This window comes from Maribacter sp. C-4077 (assembly GCF_055378385.1).
Map to the genome: position 1 here is coordinate 1,075,773 of NZ_AP038807.1, position 18,076 is coordinate 1,093,848.

The window sequence follows — 18,076 nt, forward strand, 5'->3', positions numbered from 1 at the left end:
GATTGAAAGTGATTCGCTGCTTCACTATTTTCAAAATTATACTACTTTTTTGATTTAGTTTTCGCTTTGGTCTTTTTTTTGGGTGTCTTTTTTTCTATGAGTTCGGCAGCTTGTTCCAAGGACATTTTGGAAACGTCTACCGTTTTGGCCAGCTCCACCTTAATCTTTCCTTTAATAATGTTATGGCGACCCCATCGTGCCTTTTCGATTCGGATACCTTTTTCCGGCCAGTTCTGCACTACCTTTTCCCGTTCCTTTTTCTTTTTGTCTTCTATCAATTCCTCAATATCATCCTGGGAAAGATTATCAAAATCATACTTTTTGTTGACATTGATAAACATTCCGTCCCATTTGATATAGGGGCCAAAGCGGCCAACACCTTTTGTAACGTCCTCACCCTCATAATTGGCAATAGGCGCATCGGCCTTTTGTTTCTCCTTTATGAGTTCAATGGCACGCTCCATTTCAACTTCCATGGCACTTTCATCCTGGGGCAGGGAAATAAAGGTTTTGCCAAAGCGCACATAAGGACCAAACCTGCCCACGTTCGCTTCTACTTCTTCCCCCTCATAAACTCCTAATTTTCTGGGAAGTTTAAAGAGGTCCATGGCCTCCTCGTACGTTATGGTATTTAGGGACTGGTCCGGCAAAAGACTTGCAAAGAGCGGTTTTTCCTCTTCCTCCACGGTACCAATTTGCACCATGGGCCCAAACCTTCCTAAACGAACTGACACCTGTCTGCCCGTTTTGGGGTCTTTGCCCAAAACGCGTTCGCCGCTGGCCCTATCCGCATTTTCCTCAACGTCTAGGACATTGGGATGAAAATCCTTGTAAAAGTTCTTCATCATTTTTTTCCAATCTTCCTCGCCCGTGGCAATTTCATCGAAATCCTCCTCTACCTGTGCCGTAAAGTTGTAATCCAGAATGTTTCCAAAATTGCTTACTAGGAAGTCTGTGACGATGGTACCAATATCCGTGGGTACCATTTTACCCTTATCGGAACCTACATTTTCTGTAAGGTTCTTTTCCTTTATTTTATTTGCCTCAAGAACCATCTGGACATATTTTCTTTCCGTACCTTCAATGGTTCCCTTTTCAACATACCCCCTATTTAATATAGTAGAAATAGTAGGTGCATAGGTCGAAGGCCTTCCTATTCCCAATTCCTCCAACTTTTTGACCAAAGAAGCTTCGGTAAATCGATAGGGAGGTCTTGTAAACCGTTCCGTGGCGGTGATATAATTATTATAAAGGATTTCGTTTACCTTCATGGCTGGTAGCATACCGTCCTGCTCTTCTGCCAAATCCTCATCATCAACACCCTCCAAGTATACTTTTAAAAAACCATCGAATTTGATGACCTCACCATTGGCGGTGAATTCCTCGGAATGTTTATCTGCCTGGATACGAACATTGGTACGTTCCAGCTCGGCATCGCTCATTTGTGACGCGACCGTCCTTTTCCATATAAGGTCATATAATTTTTCCTGATCCCGTTCCAGTGAAGGGGATTGGTTGGACATATCCGTAGGTCGGATGGCCTCATGCGCTTCTTGGGCTCCTTTTGATTTTCCGGTAAAGTTCCTGACCTTACTGTATTTTTCGCCGTAGTTTTTTATGATAGCATCTTTGGCCGAATTTATAGCTTCCCCTGATAAATTCACGCTGTCCGTTCTCATATAGGTAATGAGTCCGGCCTCGTACAATCGTTGTGCCACCTGCATGGTTCTTCCCACGGAAAAATAAAGCTTTCGCGAAGCTTCCTGTTGCAAGGTTGAGGTTGTAAAGGGTGCCGATGGGGATTTTTTGGCCGGTTTTTTGTCCAATTTGGCAACTGAAAATTCGGCCCTGATATTTTGTTCCAAAAAGGCATTTGCCTCTTCCTTGGAATCAAAGGCCTTGCCCAACTTCGCCTGAAAAACGCTGCCCGATTCCGTTTGGAATTCCGCAGAAACCTTGAACGAGGCTTCAGGTGTAAAGGCCTCGATATCGCGTTCCCGCTCAACAATCAGCCTGACCGCTACGGATTGCACACGACCGGCGGACAAGCCCGGTTTTATCTTCTTCCAAAGCACGGGCGATAGTTCATATCCCACCAAACGGTCCAAGACCCTTCTGGCCTGTTGGGCATTTACGAGATTGTAGTTTATATCCCTGGGGTTTTCAATGGCCCGCTGTATGGCCGCTTTGGTGACCGAGTTAAAAACGATTCTTTTGGTCTTCTTTTTGTCCAGGCCCAATTCTTCGGCCAAATGCCAGGATATGGCCTCTCCCTCCCGGTCCTCATCACTTGCCAACCAAATAGTTTCCGCTTTATTGGCCAAATCCTTTAATTTTTTGACCAAGGCCTTTTTCTCCTTGTCAACGATATATTTTGGTGTAAAGTCGTTTTCCACATCTACGCCCAATTCTTTGGAGGGTAAATCGGCAATATGTCCAAAATTGGATTCTACCTTAAAATCCTTTCCTAGGAATTTCTCAATGGTTTTTGCTTTTGCCGGGGACTCGACGATAACTAAATTCTTGGCCATGCATTGATTTTTATGGATACAAATGTATACTAAAATTTATACTTTAAAATTTGAGTCCTTTTATTTCAGGGTAATTTCAAAGAATTACATGAAATCAAAGAATTGATGATTAGCTATGAATTGGAAAGATTTGTTTTCTTATTTTTAGAAGAATTAATTCAAAAACCGACCTAAAATGAAAAAGAACTACTTCCTAGTTGTATTGTGCTTGCTTTTTTATCTACCCGCAAAGGAAGCATTTGCCCAGCGAAAAAACAACAAAGTAAAGGGCGTGCAGTTTGACCAGTCACTATATCAAGGGATGGAATGGCGTTTGGTGGGACCCTTTCGAGGTGGTAGGGCCGGAACGGTAACCGGTGTTATCAATGACCCAAATCTATATTATATGGGGACCGCGGGTGGTGGTGTCTGGAAAACAACCGACGCTGGTAATTCATGGGAATGTATTTCAGATGGCTTTTTTGGAGGTTCCATAGGGACCGTTGCCGTAGCCGAGTCCGATCCTAACATTATATATGTAGGAGAAGGGGAACAAACGTTGCGGGGGAACGTTTCCTCAGGCCATGGTATGTGGAAAAGTCTGGATGCCGGGGAGACTTGGAAGTTTATTGGATTGGAAGGGTCTGAACACATTGCGCGCATTAGGATACATCCAACAAATTCGGACATTGTCTATGTGGCCGCCCTAGGAAACTTGTGGAAACCAAACGAAACAAGAGGCGTTTACCGTACACTGGACGGTGGCGTGAACTGGGAAAAAATACTTTATATCAGCGACAAGGCAGGTGCCGGCGATCTTATCATGGACCCCAATAACCCAAGAATTTTGTATGCCACAACTTGGGAAATGAAACGAAATGGCTACCGTATGGACAGTGGGGGCCCAGATAGCAAAATGTACAAAAGTATCGATGGTGGGGATACTTGGACGGATATCTCAACAAATTCTGGTTTACCTGGATTTCCCTGGGGCATTGTTGGAATAACGGTATCACCTGTAGATTCAAAAAGGGTTTGGGCCTTAATCGAAGCGAAAGAGGGCGGTCTTTTCCGATCGGACGATGGCGGTAAGACTTGGGACAAGATAAATGAAAACCGTGCCCTAAGACAACGCGCCTGGTATTACACCAGAATATATGCGGACACACAAAATGTGGATAAACTATATGTAATGAACGTAAGTTACGGGGTATCTACGGATGGAGGGAAAACCTTTACTTTAAAGAACGCGCCCCACGGGGACCATCACGACCTTTGGATAGATCCCAATAACAATTTGAGAATGGCCATTGCCGATGATGGGGGAGCTCAAATCTCAAATGATGGCGGAAACAATTGGACTACCTACCACAATCAACCCACTGCACAATTCTACAGAGTAGCAACGGATAGTGTATTTCCCTATCGCATATATGGTGCGCAGCAGGATAATACGGCCATCCGAATAGCGCATAGAACCGCGGGAAGTGCCATTACGGAAAGAAATTGGGAACCTACCGCCGGAGGCGAAAGTGCTCATTTGGCTCCTGATCCAAAGAACAATGATATTGTTTACGGTGGAACCTATAAAGGATACATGAACAGATTAGATCATAGCACAGGTCAAGAAAGGTCTACAAACGTATGGCCGGACAATCCTGCGGGTTCCGGGGCGGAGGTTATGAAATTCCGCTTCAATTGGAACTATCCCGTTACTTTTAGCATGCACGATTCAAACAAACTCTATGCCGGATCCAACTATTTACATATGACCAGGGATGGAGGACAGTCCTGGGAGACCATATCCCCGGATTTGACCAGAGGTCTCCCTGAGACCATACAATCAAGTGGTGGCCCAATTACCCAGGACAATACAGGTGCGGAATTCTATTCGAATATTTTTGTAATATCGGAATCGGCATTGGAGGAAGGGGTACTATGGACCGGTAGTGATGATGGACTTATCCATGTAACAAGGGATAATGGGGAGAATTGGGAGAACGTAACCCCTCCTGCCGAAATGTCCCCAAAACTGAATATGATCAATTGTATCGATGCAAGTCCCTTTAAAAAAGGAACGGCCTATGTTGCCGCTTCGTCCTATAAATTTGGCGACTACACACCTTACCTCTACAAAACGGAGGATTATGGAAAAACATGGGAATTGATTACCAATGGAATACCTGGAGAATATTATACTCGGGCCATACGTTCGGATAAAGTGAAGGAGGGTCTCCTCTATGCCGGAACGGAATGGGGCATGTACATTTCGTTTGACGATGGCAAATCTTGGACCCCTTTTCAACTGAATTTGCCCATAACTTCCATACGAGATCTTCATGTTAGGGATAATGACCTCATCGCCGCAACCCATGGTAGAAGTTTTTGGATGATAGACGACCTCACCCCATTACATCAATTGTCCCAAGAAGTTGCCAACAGTGATTTTTATATGTATAAACCCGATAGCTCCTATAGGATGTATCAATCTGGTGATGGGGACGACAGAAATGTAAAATTGGAAGGGGAAAACCATCCAGATGGCACCATCATAAATTATTACCTGAAAGACCTCAAAGAGACAGATTCCGTACAAATCGATATTCTGGAAACCAATGGAAATATCATACAAAGTTTCTCTAATAAGGCCGTTGCCGATAATTTGAATCCTTCGGCCACTAAAACTTTAAAAGTAAAATCCGGTGGCAACCGACTCGTTTGGAACATGAGATATCCCGGTTTTGATGCCTTTAAGGGAATGATTTTTTATTCATCGCCCAACATAGGCCCAAAAGCCGTGCCAGGAAACTATAAGGTAAGGCTAACCTATAATGGACAGGTTCAGGAACGGGACTTTACCATTCTAAAAGATCCAAGACTGGAAATAACGCAAGAAGAACTACAAGAACAGTTTGATTTTCTGATTAGAGTACGGAATCAGGTTACCCGTGCGAACAATGCCATCATTTCAATAAGAAAGGTAAAAAGCGATTTGGATTATTTGAAGGAGAAAACCAAAGAGGATACCGCAATGCAGGAACTCATCAAAGAATTTGAGTCGAAATTATCGGTAATCGAAAACAACATCCATATGACCAAAAACCAAAGTAGACAGGACCCTTTGAATTATGGAATCCGAATAAACAATCGGCTTGCGTTTTTATTGGCCGATTCCCAAAGAGGTGATCAGCCTCCAACAAAACAGGCCAATGAATTCTTTGAGGTAGTAACAAAAGAATTGAATGTTGAAATCGAAAACCTGAATAAATTGATGCAGGAATACGTGGAAAACCTAAATAACAAAGTGCAAGAAAGCAAAATCAAAATGATTTCATTGGAGTAAACTAACATAGGGCAAGCTCACGAGGGGATCGTAGGAAACGACCTTTTAATTTCGAGACCTGCCCGACAAGCGTTCAGGCAGGCAGGCCTTGGCATATTAAATCATTTGGCGGTGCCAATAACTGGTTACATACTAATTTAATTAAAATGGGAAGCTCTATGTGCTTCCCTTTTTATTTTCATTATTTGTTGATTACAACTCAAAAGTACTTATCAACTGGATATCATTTTCCAAATATTCATATTGCCGTAACGTACCTCCTCCAATCATCAACAAGGTGTTTTCCAAAGGAATCACATCATAGGCTTCGATATCAGGGAAATGGTTGAGTTGAGTAATGTTGGGAGCATTACTCTTGTCAAAGACCTTAAGCCCATCGCTTCCATCACAAATAAAGAGTTTGTCCCCTTTTATACCCAGTCCATTGGGACCGAACATAGGATAAATCACCTTCAAATCAGGATTTTTTAAATCGGATATATCCACCACATAAAGACCGCTCTCGGTATTGCCACAAAAATCCCCGCCTTTTAAGGTCACATAGGCGAAGTTACCGTCCACTACCACAGGGTCACACGCAGTTCCATGTCTGAATTCAGAAACGAATTCAGGTTTGGCAGGGTCTTTAATATCATAGATGTACATGCCCTGTCTTCCACCTATGAACAAAATTTCACCTTGGTTAAATATCGTCTCTATGTCCCAAGCTACGGATACATCATCCAAAGCGGTAGGGGTCTCCAAATTTGAGATATCAAAAATATTCAGGTCGCTATAATCCACTACATACAGATAGTCGCCCACAATCTTGAACCGAGCGAGGGAACCACCTTGGCCCACATTACTTTCTGCAGTGTTTACAACGTTATCGAAATTTCTAAATTCACAGTTATCGCATCTGAATTGTTCTTCATATTCAGAAACCGGTCTTCGCTCCATTTTCACTTCCCAACCAACGACCACATACCTGTCGTAATCGATAGTGCCGTAGTCATAAATATCGGCCTGGGGAAACTCCACATTCTGTATCCAAACATCATAGTTCTTGTATATGGCATTTACCATACGGCTGGTCAATTGAATGTTATTGATATCGGAAATATCAAAAATGACGAGATCCCCATAGCTATCGGCAAATAGTTTATCGTCCTTAATGGAAATATCGTTATTTCCTTCCAATTTAATGAAGGCAATATTTTGTGGGTTGGAAGGGTTCTGATTGTCGATGACGTGAAATCCGCTACCTACATCATTAATAAAAATATAATTCTTGTAGGCATAAATTTTCCCCGATGTCTGTATAGGAATTGGGTCGATAATATCTATGGCTTCGGCCTTAAAAGAAATGGCATCTTCCAAAATGGGGCGTGCTACCAAATAGTCCTCATATGGACCATCGTCATCACAGGATACGAAAGGTAGCGCAGCCAATAAAAGCAACAGTAGTATACTCTTTTTCATTGCATTAGCAGTTTATTTGTTTCAATTATTAGATACAAAAAGGGCTTTCTAGTTGCGTATTCCATAATAAAAAAATTTGCACCCATTTCTTTCTACATCTAAACGAATGACATTCCATTTATAATAATTCAAACTATAAATTAAAGCTAAATTAAACTGTCATCTTGTCATATTTTTGAATATAATGCTATCTTTGCCCACCCAATATTTAATGGTATTTGGAGGCATTATGGAGAAAGTAATTGACGAAAGCGTGCAAGGTTCCGCGCTAAGGACCCAAGCTAACATCAAAAACAAAAGGAATTTATACATAGAGAGTTATGGCTGTCAGATGAATTTTTCAGACAGTGAAATCGTAGCCTCCATTCTGGCCCAGGAAGGGTTCAACACCACACAAAATTTGGAGGATGCGGATTTGGTGTTGGTGAACACTTGTTCCATACGCGAAAAAGCTGAACTGACCGTTCGCAAGCGACTTGAAAAGTTCAACGCCATCAAAAAGGACCGGCCGCATTTAAAGGTGGGTGTCTTGGGATGCATGGCGGAACGATTGAAGCATCAGTTTTTGGAAGAGGAAAAAATTGTGGATATGGTGGTTGGTCCGGATGCATACAAGGACTTGCCAAACCTCATTCAAGAAATTGATGAAGGTAGGAATGCCGTAAATGTCATACTCTCCAAGGACGAGACCTATGGGGATGTCGCGCCTGTGCGCTTGAACTCCAACGGAGTTACCGCCTTTGTTTCCATTACCAGGGGGTGCGACAATATGTGTACCTTTTGTGTGGTTCCCTTTACACGTGGAAGGGAACGAAGTAGAGATCCACAATCCATTATTGAAGAAATCAACGATCTATGGGACAAGGGGTTCAAGGAAGTGACCCTATTGGGACAAAATGTGGACAGTTATCTCTGGTACGGTGGAGGCTTGAAAAAGGACTTTAAAAAAGCCACAGAAATGGAGCAGGCCATGGCGGTGAACTTTTCCCAGTTATTGGAAAAAGTGGCGTTGGCACAGCCAAAAATGAGAATCAGGTTTTCCACTTCGAATCCGCAGGATATGACCTTGGACGTCATCCATACCATGGCAAAATACGAAAATATTTGTAATTACATCCATCTTCCGGTGCAAAGCGGAAGCAATCGGATTTTAAAGGCGATGAACCGCCTGCATACCCGGGAAGAGTATTTTGAACTTATTGATAACATCAGGAACATAATTCCCGATTGTGGGATTTCACAGGACATGATCGCGGGATTCCCCACGGAAAACGAGGAAGACCACCAAAATACCCTTACTCTGATGGAATATGTGAAATATGACTACGGATTCATGTTCGCCTATTCTGAAAGACCGGGAACCTTGGCAGAACGTAAGCTAAGGGACGATGTACCCGAAGAGACAAAAAAACGTAGGCTAACGGAAATCATCGAATTGCAAAGACAGCATTCCTTGGAACGGATAAAGGCCAATTTAGGGAAGACAAAAGAGGTGTTGGTCGAAGGCACTTCCAGGAAGTCCGATGCGCATTGGATGGGAAGAACCTCGCAAAACACCGTGGCCGTTTTTCCCAAGGAAGATTATAAGGTGGGGGAATATGTAATGGTGGAAATGCAGGATTGCACATCAGCTACCTTATTGGGCAAAGCCGTTGGATACTCACACAATAATTGAGTTGAAAACGGAATAGCATTGGTATTCTGGGCAACCTAAGGGAGAACCTATAAATAATTCAAGTTTTATTCCGACTGAAATATCGGAATATTTTAATCTCGATTATCGAGTTTATGGAAAGTATACAAAGTATAAAACAACGATTTGAAATCATTGGTCAGGACCCTAAACTGAACCGCGCAATTGAGAAGGCTATTCAGGTAGCGCCTACGGATATATCCGTTTTGGTAACGGGAGAAAGTGGTGTGGGCAAGGAATCCATTCCCAAAATCATTCACTCCCTCTCGCACAGAAAGCACGCCAAGTACATCGCCGTAAACTGCGGGGCCATTCCTGAAGGTACAATCGACAGTGAACTGTTTGGACACGAAAAGGGCGCCTTTACCGGAGCTACCCAAACAAGGAGCGGTTATTTTGAAGTGGCGGACGGAGGTACCATTTTCCTAGATGAAGTTGGTGAACTTCCCCTAACGACACAAGTGCGATTACTTCGGGTTTTGGAAAATGGCGAATTTTTGAAGGTAGGTTCCTCCCAAGTCCAGAAAACCAACGTTCGTATTGTGGCCGCGACCAATGTGAACATGTTCGAGGCCATAAAAAAAGAAAAATTTAGGGAAGATCTATATTACAGGTTAAGTACGGTGGAAATCAATATTCCTCCCTTGCGGGAACGGCAGGAGGATATCCATCTGTTGTTCCGAAAATTTGCTTCGGATTTTGGACAAAAATACAAGATGCCCACCATCCGTTTGGAGGACAGTGCCGTAGATTTGTTGTTAAAATATAGATGGCCGGGAAACATCCGTCAACTGAGAAACATAGCGGAACAGGTCTCCGTATTGGAAGAAAACCGCTCCATAGATGCTGCAACGCTCCATGGTTACCTGCCACATAATGTGGGCAATAACCTTCCGGCCGTTGTCAGTAATAAAAAGTCCGAAAGCGATTTCAGCAATGAACGTGAAATTTTGTACAAAGTGTTGTTCGACATGAAGGGCGATCTCAACGACCTTAAAAAGTTGACCATGGAACTCTTGAAGAACAATGACAGCCAAAAAGTGCAAAAGGAAAATGAAAACCTCATACGCAAGATCTATGGCGATAAACAAGAGGAGGAAATAGAGGAACAGGAAGTCTCTTCCCTGGAAGTGCTAAGTCTTCCAGAGCCCAAGGTAGACAGGACCTACACTCCTATGCCCCAGGAGGACAAATATCATTTTGCGGAGGAAATTGAGGAAGAGGAAACCTTATCTTTACAGGAAAAGGAAATTGAACTTATCAAAAAGTCCCTGGACAGAAATAGGGGCAAAAGAAAGGCCGCTGCCTCGGAACTGGGAATATCGGAACGCACCTTGTACAGAAAAATAAAGCAATACGATCTTTGATTTGAGAAAGCAAGGAAAAACGACCGAAGAAACGGAAACCTGAAACCTGAAACCTGAAACCTGAAACAAATTAAAACCTTGGACACACTTAAAAAATTAATTTGGCTCCTACTGCCCTTCTTTTTGGCGAGCAGCTGTGGTATTTATAATTTCACGGGGGCAGGACCCATAGACGCGGAAACCTTTCAGGTAAACTATTTTCAGAATTATGCCACGCAAAGTCCAGGTTCCATATTCGAGCCGGGAATGGATAGGGATTTTACCCAGGCCTTACAGAATAGGATATTGGACCAATCGAGTTTAGATCTGGTGAACAATGGGAATGCCGATTTATTGTACGAAGGTGAGATAACGGAATATCGAATTTCGCCCATGGCGGCCACGGCGCAACAGACCGCGGCCCAAAACCGACTTTCCATAAGGGTGAAAGCAAGATTTTACAACAGGAACAATCCCGATGCGGATTTTGACCAGAGTTTTTCCTTTTTTTATGACTATCCTGCCAATGTGCAGTTGGCCGCGGTAAAGGACGAAGCTCACGAAGTCATTTTTGAACGTATCACCCAAGATATTTTTAACGCTTCCTTGGCAGATTGGTAACCATGACAATTACGGATTTTACATATTTTCTTGAGCATCCCAACAAAGTTGTGGACCCGTTGCAGACCAAGCAATTGGAAGATATCATTGCGGAATATCCGTATTTTCAGGCGGCAAGGGCCCTACATTTAAAAGGGTTAAAAAACCTCAACAGTTACAAATACAATAAGAATTTAAAGATTACGGCGGCTTATACTACGGATAGGGATGTACTTTTTGATTTTATAACCTCTAAGGATTTTCTAAACTATGACGCGCCTACTCCCAAGGAGGCTGCAGAAAATGAAGCATCTTTTGATCTGCCGGTTAAATCGCAAAATGAAAAACAACTGATCGAAGAATCAGAAGATAAACCCTTACCACAGGATATCCATGACGCTGAACACATTTTAGACCCCGATATTTTCACCACCAAGGAACCCTCAGAAGAACTAAAAAAAGAGGCCAAGTCCTTGGACATGGGCAAGCCACTTGACTTTGACAAAAAGGAAAAATATTCCTTTACGGAATGGCTTCAATTAGCTTCCAAGAAAAAAATCGACAGGGAAGAAAGAGTAGGAACGTCCAAAGAAAAGGAACAAACAAAAGAAACTACACAGGAAAAGCCCGCCAAAAAAACCGACCCTAAAAAACATAAATTCGCACGCATCGATAAGTTCATTGCGGAGAATCCAAAAATAGTTCCCAAGGAAAATATCAAGACAACCTTCAATCCCAAGGACTCCATCAAAATCGACAAAAATGAATTGATGACGGAGACTTTGGCAAGGGTCTATCTGGAGCAAAAAAAATACAAAAAAGCCATACAGGCCTACAAAATTTTAAGTTTGAAATATCCGGAAAAAAGTAGTTTCTTTGCAGACCGAATAAAATCGGTGCAAAAAATTCAACAAGAAAACAAGTAATTATAATGAGTACATTTTCAATATTCCTGATACTGATTATCATAGTTTGCTTTTTATTGGTATTGGTAATTATGGTACAGAATCCCAAAGGTGGAGGGTTATCGTCTTCTTTTGGTGGTGGTGGAAATCAAGTTGTGGGAGGCGTAAAGAAGACCGGTGACTTTTTGGACAAGAGCACCTGGACGTTGGCCGGCTTGCTGGTGGTATTGATTTTGGCTTCCAACATTGCCCTAAAAGGAAACTTTGGCGATGCTGATTCCAAATTGTTACAGGGCGATGATTTTGAGACTACCGTTCCGGAGACATTGCCGGAGGAAGTTACCCCACCTGCCACAAATGAGCCTGCAGCAAACGACAGCTTGTAATCAAGACTCAAAAAATAGATATAAAATGCCAGCTTTGTGACAAGCTGGCATTTTTGTTTTTACAATGTGTCAGTTTTTAGGTAATGGCATAATTTCTGCCTATACTGTGTGAAACTTAAAAAATCAATTTAAAATTTTAATATTATGGCTAAAATTAATATCAAACCATTGGCTGATAGAGTTCTTATAGAGCCAATGGCAGCTGAAACAAAAACTGCGTCAGGTATATACATTCCGGACACGGCAAAAGAAAAACCACAGAGAGGTAAGGTAGTTGCCGTTGGACCTGGTACCAAGGACGAAAAAGTTACTGTTAAGGTTGGTGATACAGTTCTTTATGGAAAGTATGCCGGTACGGAATTAAAGTTGGAAGGTTCCGATTACTTGATGATGCGCGAAAGTGACATTTTAGCGATCATATAAATGACACCCTCGCCAATGGCCATTGGCCTTTGGCCCAATCAAAGAAAGTTTAATAGAATATTTTAATTAGGTTTGAAGGCAAATGGCCTTTGATCAAAAAGCTAAAAAATTAAAAACATGGCAAAAGACATAAAATTTGATATCGATGCAAGAGACGGACTCAAAAGAGGCGTGGATGCATTGGCGAACGCTGTAAAGGTAACTTTGGGACCAAAAGGAAGGAACGTAATTATCAGTAAATCCTTTGGAGCTCCACAAGTAACAAAAGATGGTGTGACCGTAGCAAAAGAAATTGAATTGGAAAATGCCCTAGAGAACATGGGTGCCCAAATGGTAAAAGAGGTCGCTTCCAAAACAAACGATTTGGCCGGTGATGGGACTACTACCGCTACCGTTCTTGCCCAAGCAATTGTTAAGGAAGGACTTAAAAACGTTGCTGCCGGAGCAAACCCAATGGATTTGAAAAGAGGTATCGACAAAGCCGTGGAAGCTATTGTTGAAAACTTGGCAAAACAGGCCAAAAAAGTGGGAGATTCATCTGAAAAAATCAAGCAAGTTGCATCTATTTCGGCCAATAACGATGATGCTATCGGGGATTTGATAGCACAGGCTTTTGGCAAAGTTGGTAAGGAAGGGGTAATTACTGTTGAGGAAGCCAAAGGAACGGACACCTATGTGGATGTTGTAGAAGGTATGCAGTTTGACAGAGGATACCTGTCCCCATACTTTGTAACCGATTCAGAAAAAATGGTAACGGAATTGGATAACCCTTACATCTTATTGTTCGATAAGAAAATCTCTTCCATGAAGGATTTGCTTCCTGTATTGGAACCAGTTGCCCAGTCTGGTAAACCTCTTTTAATCATTGCCGAGGACGTGGATGGCGAAGCTTTGGCTACATTGGTAGTAAACAAATTAAGAGGTTCCCTTAAAATTGCCGCGGTGAAAGCACCAGGTTTTGGAGACAGAAGAAAAGCAATGTTGGAGGATATCGCCATCCTAACAAAGGGTACCGTAATCTCTGAAGAAAGAGGATTCTCCTTGGACAATGCAACCATCGATATGCTTGGTACTTGTGAAAAAGTACAGATTGATAAGGACAACACGACTATCGTAAACGGTGGCGGTGTTGCCAAAGATATCAAAGCAAGGGTAAACCAAATTAAATCTCAAATCGAGACCACTACCTCTGATTACGACAAAGAAAAGTTACAGGAGCGTTTGGCCAAATTGGCTGGTGGCGTTGCCGTACTTTACGTAGGTGCAGCCTCTGAGGTTGAGATGAAAGAGAAAAAAGACCGTGTGGACGATGCCTTGCACGCTACAAGGGCTGCCGTTGAAGAAGGTATCGTAGCCGGTGGTGGTGTTGCTTTGGTACGAGCGAAATCGGTGCTGGCAAAAGTTAGCACTGAAAACGACGACGAAGCTACTGGTCTTCAAATTGTAGCCAGGGCCATTGAAGCGCCACTAAGGACCATCGTTGAAAACGCTGGTGGTGAAGGATCCGTTGTAGTCGCCAAAATCTTGGAAGGAAAAGGTGATTATGGATACGACGCCAAGTCGGATCAATTTGTTGAAATGATGAAAGCAGGTATCATAGATCCCAAAAAAGTAACGAGGGTTGCTTTAGAAAATGCAGCTTCTGTCTCAGGAATGATCTTGACTACTGAATGTGCCTTAACTGACATTAAGGAAGATGCTCCTGCAGGTCCTCCAATGGGCGGCGGCGGTATGCCAGGCATGATGTAACGGCGAGACGCCGAGGCCAAGAATTAATTGACTTCATAAATACTATAAAACCGCTTCTAAGTTTGGGAGCGGTTTTTTTGTTTCTAAAACATAAAAAAACCACCTTCTTTCTTTACAGTAGGTGGTTTCTTTTTCCAAAGGTAAAGACCTATACCATAGGTCCGAACACGACTACTTCTTTCTAGGAGCAGCTTTTGGAGCAGCCTTTTTGCCAGCCTTAGCTGGTGAAGGCTTTGCAGCTGGCTTACCAGCTGATTTTGCTTGTGCCATTGATATCTAATTTATAGAAATTTACACGAATGTATTTCAGATTGTGATCCATGATATTTTTGTTAAGAAAATATTAACTAAAATTGATTTATCTCACCGAAAACACACTTTTAAGATGTTGATTTACTGCTATTTATATAACTTTTTAATGTTTCAAAAAATTAAGCCAAATCGATTGTATTTCTAATTGTTTAACCCCAATTTTGCAAAAAAAAAGTCGAATATGTTTACTTCTTTACAACCCAAGGTCCTATCAATTTTAAAATCCAAAAATGATGTGGATGCAAAACTTCAGGAAGTGTGCGAACTACTAAAAAAAGAAGTAGCACATTATGATTGGGTGGGTTTTTATTTTAAGAACGGTGATAAAGAGGAATTAAAGTTGGGGCCCTATGCAGGTGCACCTACGGACCATACTGTCATTCCTTTTGGAAAGGGCATTTGTGGACAGGTGGCAGTAAGCAACCAAAACTTTGTGGTACCCGATGTAAAGGCCCAGGACAATTACATTGCCTGCAGCATCACCGTCAAATCAGAAATCGTTGTACCCTTGTTCGTCAACGGCAAAAATATTGGGCAAATCGATATCGATTCCAATACCTTGGATCCCTTCACCGAAGATGATGAACGATTTTTGGAATTCGTGAACGGGGAGGTCGCTAAAATTCTTTAAAACTTTCCTTTTTTTGTTGATAAACTCGACCTCTTTTTACTCCTAAAAAGGGTACTTTTGTTGCCTTAATCAAACCCATAAGTATCCTATAATGAGTCGCTCAAAAAAAGCCTCCTCGGCCTTAATTTCAGTATTCCACAAAGTTGGTCTGGAACCTATCGTGAGAAAATTTCAAGAACTTGGTATTACCATATATTCCACGGGAGGAACCGAAAAGTTCATAAAGGATTTGGGAATCGATGTCATACCCGTTGAGGACGTGACGAGCTATCCTTCCATATTAGGCGGAAGGGTCAAAACCCTGCACCCCAAGGTTTTTGGTGGGATTCTCAATAGACAGGACAATGAAAGCGACGTGGCACAACTGAAGGAATATGACATTCCCCAATTGGATATCGTAATCGTGGACCTGTATCCCTTTGAAAAAACGGTGGCCAGTGGCGCATCGGAACAGGATATCATTGAAAAAATTGACATTGGAGGTATCTCATTGATAAGAGCGGCTGCCAAGAACTATAAGGACGTAATATGTGTTTCTTCCATGGAGGATTATGCCGAGTTTTTGGAAATTATATCCAAAAACGAAGGGGCGACCTCGTTGGAAGATCGCAAGAAATTCGCAGCAAAGTCGTTCAACGTTTCTTCCCACTATGATTCCGCAATTTTCAACTATTTCAACAAGAACCATAATATTGCAGCCCTAAAAGTAAGCGAGACGCAAGGAAAGGTATTGCGGTACGGGGAAAACCCACATCAAAAAGGATTCTTCTTTGGAGATTTTAATGCTATGTTCTCCCAGCTGCATGGCAAGGAACTCTCCTACAATAACCTGCTAGATGTGGATGCGGCGGTAAACTTGATGCTCGAGTTCATGAACGAGGCCCCAACATTCGCTATTCTAAAGCACAACAATGCCTGTGGATTGGCACAAAGGGAGACCTTGCACCAAGCCTATATCGATGCATTGGCCGGAGATCCGGTTTCCGCTTTTGGCGGTGTATTGATCAGCAACCAAAAAATAGACAAGGATACTGCCAAGGAAATCCATGAACTTTTTTGCGAAGTGGTTATTGCGCCAGGCTATGATGCGGATGCTTTGGAAATACTTAAGGGAAAGAAGAACCGAATCATTTTGGTACAGAACGAGGTAGCTATGCCAGAAATGCAAGTGCGCACTTGCTTGAACGGAATTCTACTTCAGGAAAAAGACCATAAAACCGATACAGCATCGGATTTGACAAACGCTACCCATTCAAAACCAAGCGAAAGGGAACTTGAAGACCTATTGTTCGCCTCCAAAATCTGCAAACACACAAAATCGAACACAATCGTTTTGGCAAAGAACAAACAGCTATGTGCTAGCGGAACGGGCCAGACCTCTAGGGTGGATGCCCTGAACCAGGCCATTCACAAGGCAAACTCCTTTAATTTCGACCTAAAGGGAGCCGTTATGGCCAGTGACGCTTTCTTCCCGTTTCCAGATTGTGTGGAGATAGCGGACAAGGCCGGTATTACCAGCGTAATACAGCCTGGTGGCTCTATTAAAGACCAGCTAAGTATCGATTATTGCAACGAAAATGGAATTTCAATGGTGATGACCGGCACACGTCATTTTAAGCATTAATTTTACTACTTTTGTCGATGTATTGCACCCCCTAATCCATAACCAAACAGTATTATATGGGATTTTTTGACTTCTTGACCGAGGAAATAGCCATCGATTTAGGTACGGCTAACACCTTAATCATCCACATGGACAAGGTCGTGGTAGACAGTCCTTCTATCGTTGCAAGGGACAGAATCAGTGGAAAAATAATTGCCGTTGGTAAAGAGGCCAACATGATGCAAGGAAAGACCCATGAAAACATAAAGACCATTAGGCCCTTAAAGGATGGTGTGATTGCGGATTTTGATGCATCTGAAAAGATGATCAATATGTTCATAAAGAACATTCCGGCACTTAAGAAAAAATGGTTCCCACCTGCCCTAAGAATGGTCATTTGTATACCATCGGGCATTACGGAAGTTGAGATGCGGGCCGTAAAGGAGTCTGCGGAAAGGGTAAACGGAAAAGAGGTTTATTTAATACATGAACCTATGGCTGCGGCGATAGGTATCGGTTTGGACATCATGCAGCCAAAGGGCAATATGATCGTGGATATAGGTGGAGGTACCACGGAGATTGCAGTGATTGCTTTGGGTGGAATCGTTTGTGATAAGTCCGTAAAGATTGCAGGTGACGTCTTCACCAATGACATTATCTATTATATGCGAACCCAACATAACCTGTATGTGGGCGAAAGTACAGCGGAGGCCATAAAAATTGAAATCGGTTCGGCAACGGAAGACCTTCAATCTCCCCCTGAGGAAAAATCCGTACAGGGAAGGGACCTTTTGACTGGAAAACCAAAACAGGTACAAATCTCCTATAGGGAAATTGCCAAGGCCTTGGACAAGTCCATTTTGAGGGTGGAGGATGCGGTCATGGAAACCTTATCCCAAACACCACCGGAATTGGCGGCCGACATCTACAATACTGGAATTTACTTGGCCGGTGGCGGGTCTATGTTGCGAGGATTGGACAGAAGACTTTCACAAAAGACCGATTTGCCCGTGTACATCGCAGAAGATCCACTACGGGCTGTAGTTCGCGGAACCGGTATCGCCCTAAAAAACCTGGAAAGATATAAGAGCATATTGATAAAGTAATTACCAAT

The 18,076-nt window shown here is 42.6% G+C and carries 13 protein-coding genes; 11 read left to right on the forward strand and 2 right to left on the reverse strand.

Annotation, left to right across the window (positions count from 1 at the left end; all coding sequences use genetic code 11):
- Positions 1 to 41: 41 nt before the first annotated feature.
- The gene (gene topA / locus ACZ41C_RS04725) at positions 42 to 2,531 is read right to left on the reverse strand and encodes a type I DNA topoisomerase (RefSeq protein ID WP_464564721.1); all 2,490 of its coding nucleotides are present in this window, start codon (positions 2,529 to 2,531) and stop codon (positions 42 to 44) included.
- Between the two features lie 175 nt (positions 2,532 to 2,706).
- Here topA and ACZ41C_RS04730 point away from each other — a divergent pair, with 175 nt between their 5' ends.
- Entirely contained in the window at positions 2,707 to 5,853 is a 3,147-nt protein-coding gene (locus tag ACZ41C_RS04730) for a VPS10 domain-containing protein (RefSeq protein WP_464564723.1), read from the forward strand.
- A gap of 192 nt (positions 5,854 to 6,045) precedes the next feature.
- Here the strand turns inward: ACZ41C_RS04730 and ACZ41C_RS04735 are convergent, their stop codons facing one another.
- Complete coding sequence (locus ACZ41C_RS04735; protein WP_464564725.1) at positions 6,046 to 7,314, reverse strand: LVIVD repeat-containing protein; 1,269 nt, start codon at positions 7,312 to 7,314, stop codon at positions 6,046 to 6,048.
- A 229-nt stretch (positions 7,315 to 7,543) separates the two neighbouring features.
- Between ACZ41C_RS04735 and miaB the strand changes: the two genes are divergently transcribed.
- The 10 genes from miaB (at position 7,544) to ACZ41C_RS04785 (ending at position 18,068) form a co-directional block, all read left to right on the forward strand.
- On the forward strand, positions 7,544 to 8,989 hold the full coding sequence (gene miaB / locus ACZ41C_RS04740) for a tRNA (N6-isopentenyl adenosine(37)-C2)-methylthiotransferase MiaB (protein WP_464564727.1): 1,446 nt from the start codon (positions 7,544 to 7,546) through the stop codon (positions 8,987 to 8,989).
- A gap of 113 nt (positions 8,990 to 9,102) precedes the next feature.
- A complete protein-coding gene (locus ACZ41C_RS04745) occupies positions 9,103 to 10,374 on the forward strand; it encodes a sigma-54 interaction domain-containing protein (protein ID WP_138257110.1) in 1,272 nt (423 codons plus the stop codon).
- Between the two features lie 78 nt (positions 10,375 to 10,452).
- Positions 10,453 to 10,974, forward strand: coding sequence for an LptE family protein (locus tag ACZ41C_RS04750; RefSeq protein ID WP_138257109.1), 522 nt, complete (start codon positions 10,453 to 10,455; stop codon positions 10,972 to 10,974).
- Positions 10,975 to 10,976: 2 nt separating this feature from the next.
- Positions 10,977 to 11,879, forward strand: a complete 903-nt coding sequence (locus ACZ41C_RS04755; RefSeq protein WP_464564730.1) for a hypothetical protein — start codon at positions 10,977 to 10,979, stop codon at positions 11,877 to 11,879.
- Positions 11,880 to 11,884: 5 nt separating this feature from the next.
- On the forward strand, positions 11,885 to 12,244 hold the full coding sequence (secG, locus tag ACZ41C_RS04760; protein WP_138257107.1) for a preprotein translocase subunit SecG: 360 nt from the start codon (positions 11,885 to 11,887) through the stop codon (positions 12,242 to 12,244).
- Between the two features lie 144 nt (positions 12,245 to 12,388).
- Positions 12,389 to 12,667: a co-chaperone GroES gene (locus ACZ41C_RS04765; RefSeq protein WP_138257106.1), complete on the forward strand. Its 279-nt coding sequence runs from the start codon at positions 12,389 to 12,391 to the stop codon at positions 12,665 to 12,667.
- 117 nt (positions 12,668 to 12,784) lie between these two features.
- Positions 12,785 to 14,416: a chaperonin GroEL gene (groL, locus tag ACZ41C_RS04770; protein ID WP_138257105.1), complete on the forward strand. Its 1,632-nt coding sequence runs from the start codon at positions 12,785 to 12,787 to the stop codon at positions 14,414 to 14,416.
- 493 nt (positions 14,417 to 14,909) lie between these two features.
- Entirely contained in the window at positions 14,910 to 15,359 is a 450-nt protein-coding gene (locus tag ACZ41C_RS04775; RefSeq protein ID WP_138257104.1) for a GAF domain-containing protein, read from the forward strand.
- 91 nt (positions 15,360 to 15,450) lie between these two features.
- On the forward strand, positions 15,451 to 16,983 hold the full coding sequence (gene purH / locus ACZ41C_RS04780) for a bifunctional phosphoribosylaminoimidazolecarboxamide formyltransferase/IMP cyclohydrolase (protein WP_464564734.1): 1,533 nt from the start codon (positions 15,451 to 15,453) through the stop codon (positions 16,981 to 16,983).
- Positions 16,984 to 17,039: 56 nt separating this feature from the next.
- The gene (locus ACZ41C_RS04785; protein WP_138257102.1) at positions 17,040 to 18,068 is read left to right on the forward strand and encodes a rod shape-determining protein; all 1,029 of its coding nucleotides are present in this window, start codon (positions 17,040 to 17,042) and stop codon (positions 18,066 to 18,068) included.
- Positions 18,069 to 18,076 lie beyond the last annotated feature (8 nt).

Bases quoted from the DNA above. Each gene is read 5' to 3' on its own strand.
- ACZ41C_RS04775 (WP_138257104.1), top strand. From the start codon at position 14,910: ATGTTTACTTCTTTACAACCCAAGGTCCTATCAATTTTAAAATCCAAA.
- purH (WP_464564734.1), top strand. From the start codon at position 15,451: ATGAGTCGCTCAAAAAAAGCCTCCTCGGCCTTAATTTCAGTATTCCAC.
- ACZ41C_RS04745 (WP_138257110.1), top strand. From the start codon at position 9,103: ATGGAAAGTATACAAAGTATAAAACAACGATTTGAAATCATTGGTCAG.
- ACZ41C_RS04755 (WP_464564730.1), top strand. From the start codon at position 10,977: ATGACAATTACGGATTTTACATATTTTCTTGAGCATCCCAACAAAGTT.
- secG (WP_138257107.1), top strand. From the start codon at position 11,885: ATGAGTACATTTTCAATATTCCTGATACTGATTATCATAGTTTGCTTT.
- ACZ41C_RS04735 (WP_464564725.1), bottom strand. From the start codon at position 7,314: ATGAAAAAGAGTATACTACTGTTGCTTTTATTGGCTGCGCTACCTTTC.
- ACZ41C_RS04765 (WP_138257106.1), top strand. From the start codon at position 12,389: ATGGCTAAAATTAATATCAAACCATTGGCTGATAGAGTTCTTATAGAG.
- ACZ41C_RS04785 (WP_138257102.1), top strand. From the start codon at position 17,040: ATGGGATTTTTTGACTTCTTGACCGAGGAAATAGCCATCGATTTAGGT.
- groL (WP_138257105.1), top strand. From the start codon at position 12,785: ATGGCAAAAGACATAAAATTTGATATCGATGCAAGAGACGGACTCAAA.
- topA (WP_464564721.1), bottom strand. From the start codon at position 2,531: ATGGCCAAGAATTTAGTTATCGTCGAGTCCCCGGCAAAAGCAAAAACC.
- miaB (WP_464564727.1), top strand. From the start codon at position 7,544: ATGGAGAAAGTAATTGACGAAAGCGTGCAAGGTTCCGCGCTAAGGACC.
- ACZ41C_RS04730 (WP_464564723.1), top strand. From the start codon at position 2,707: ATGAAAAAGAACTACTTCCTAGTTGTATTGTGCTTGCTTTTTTATCTA.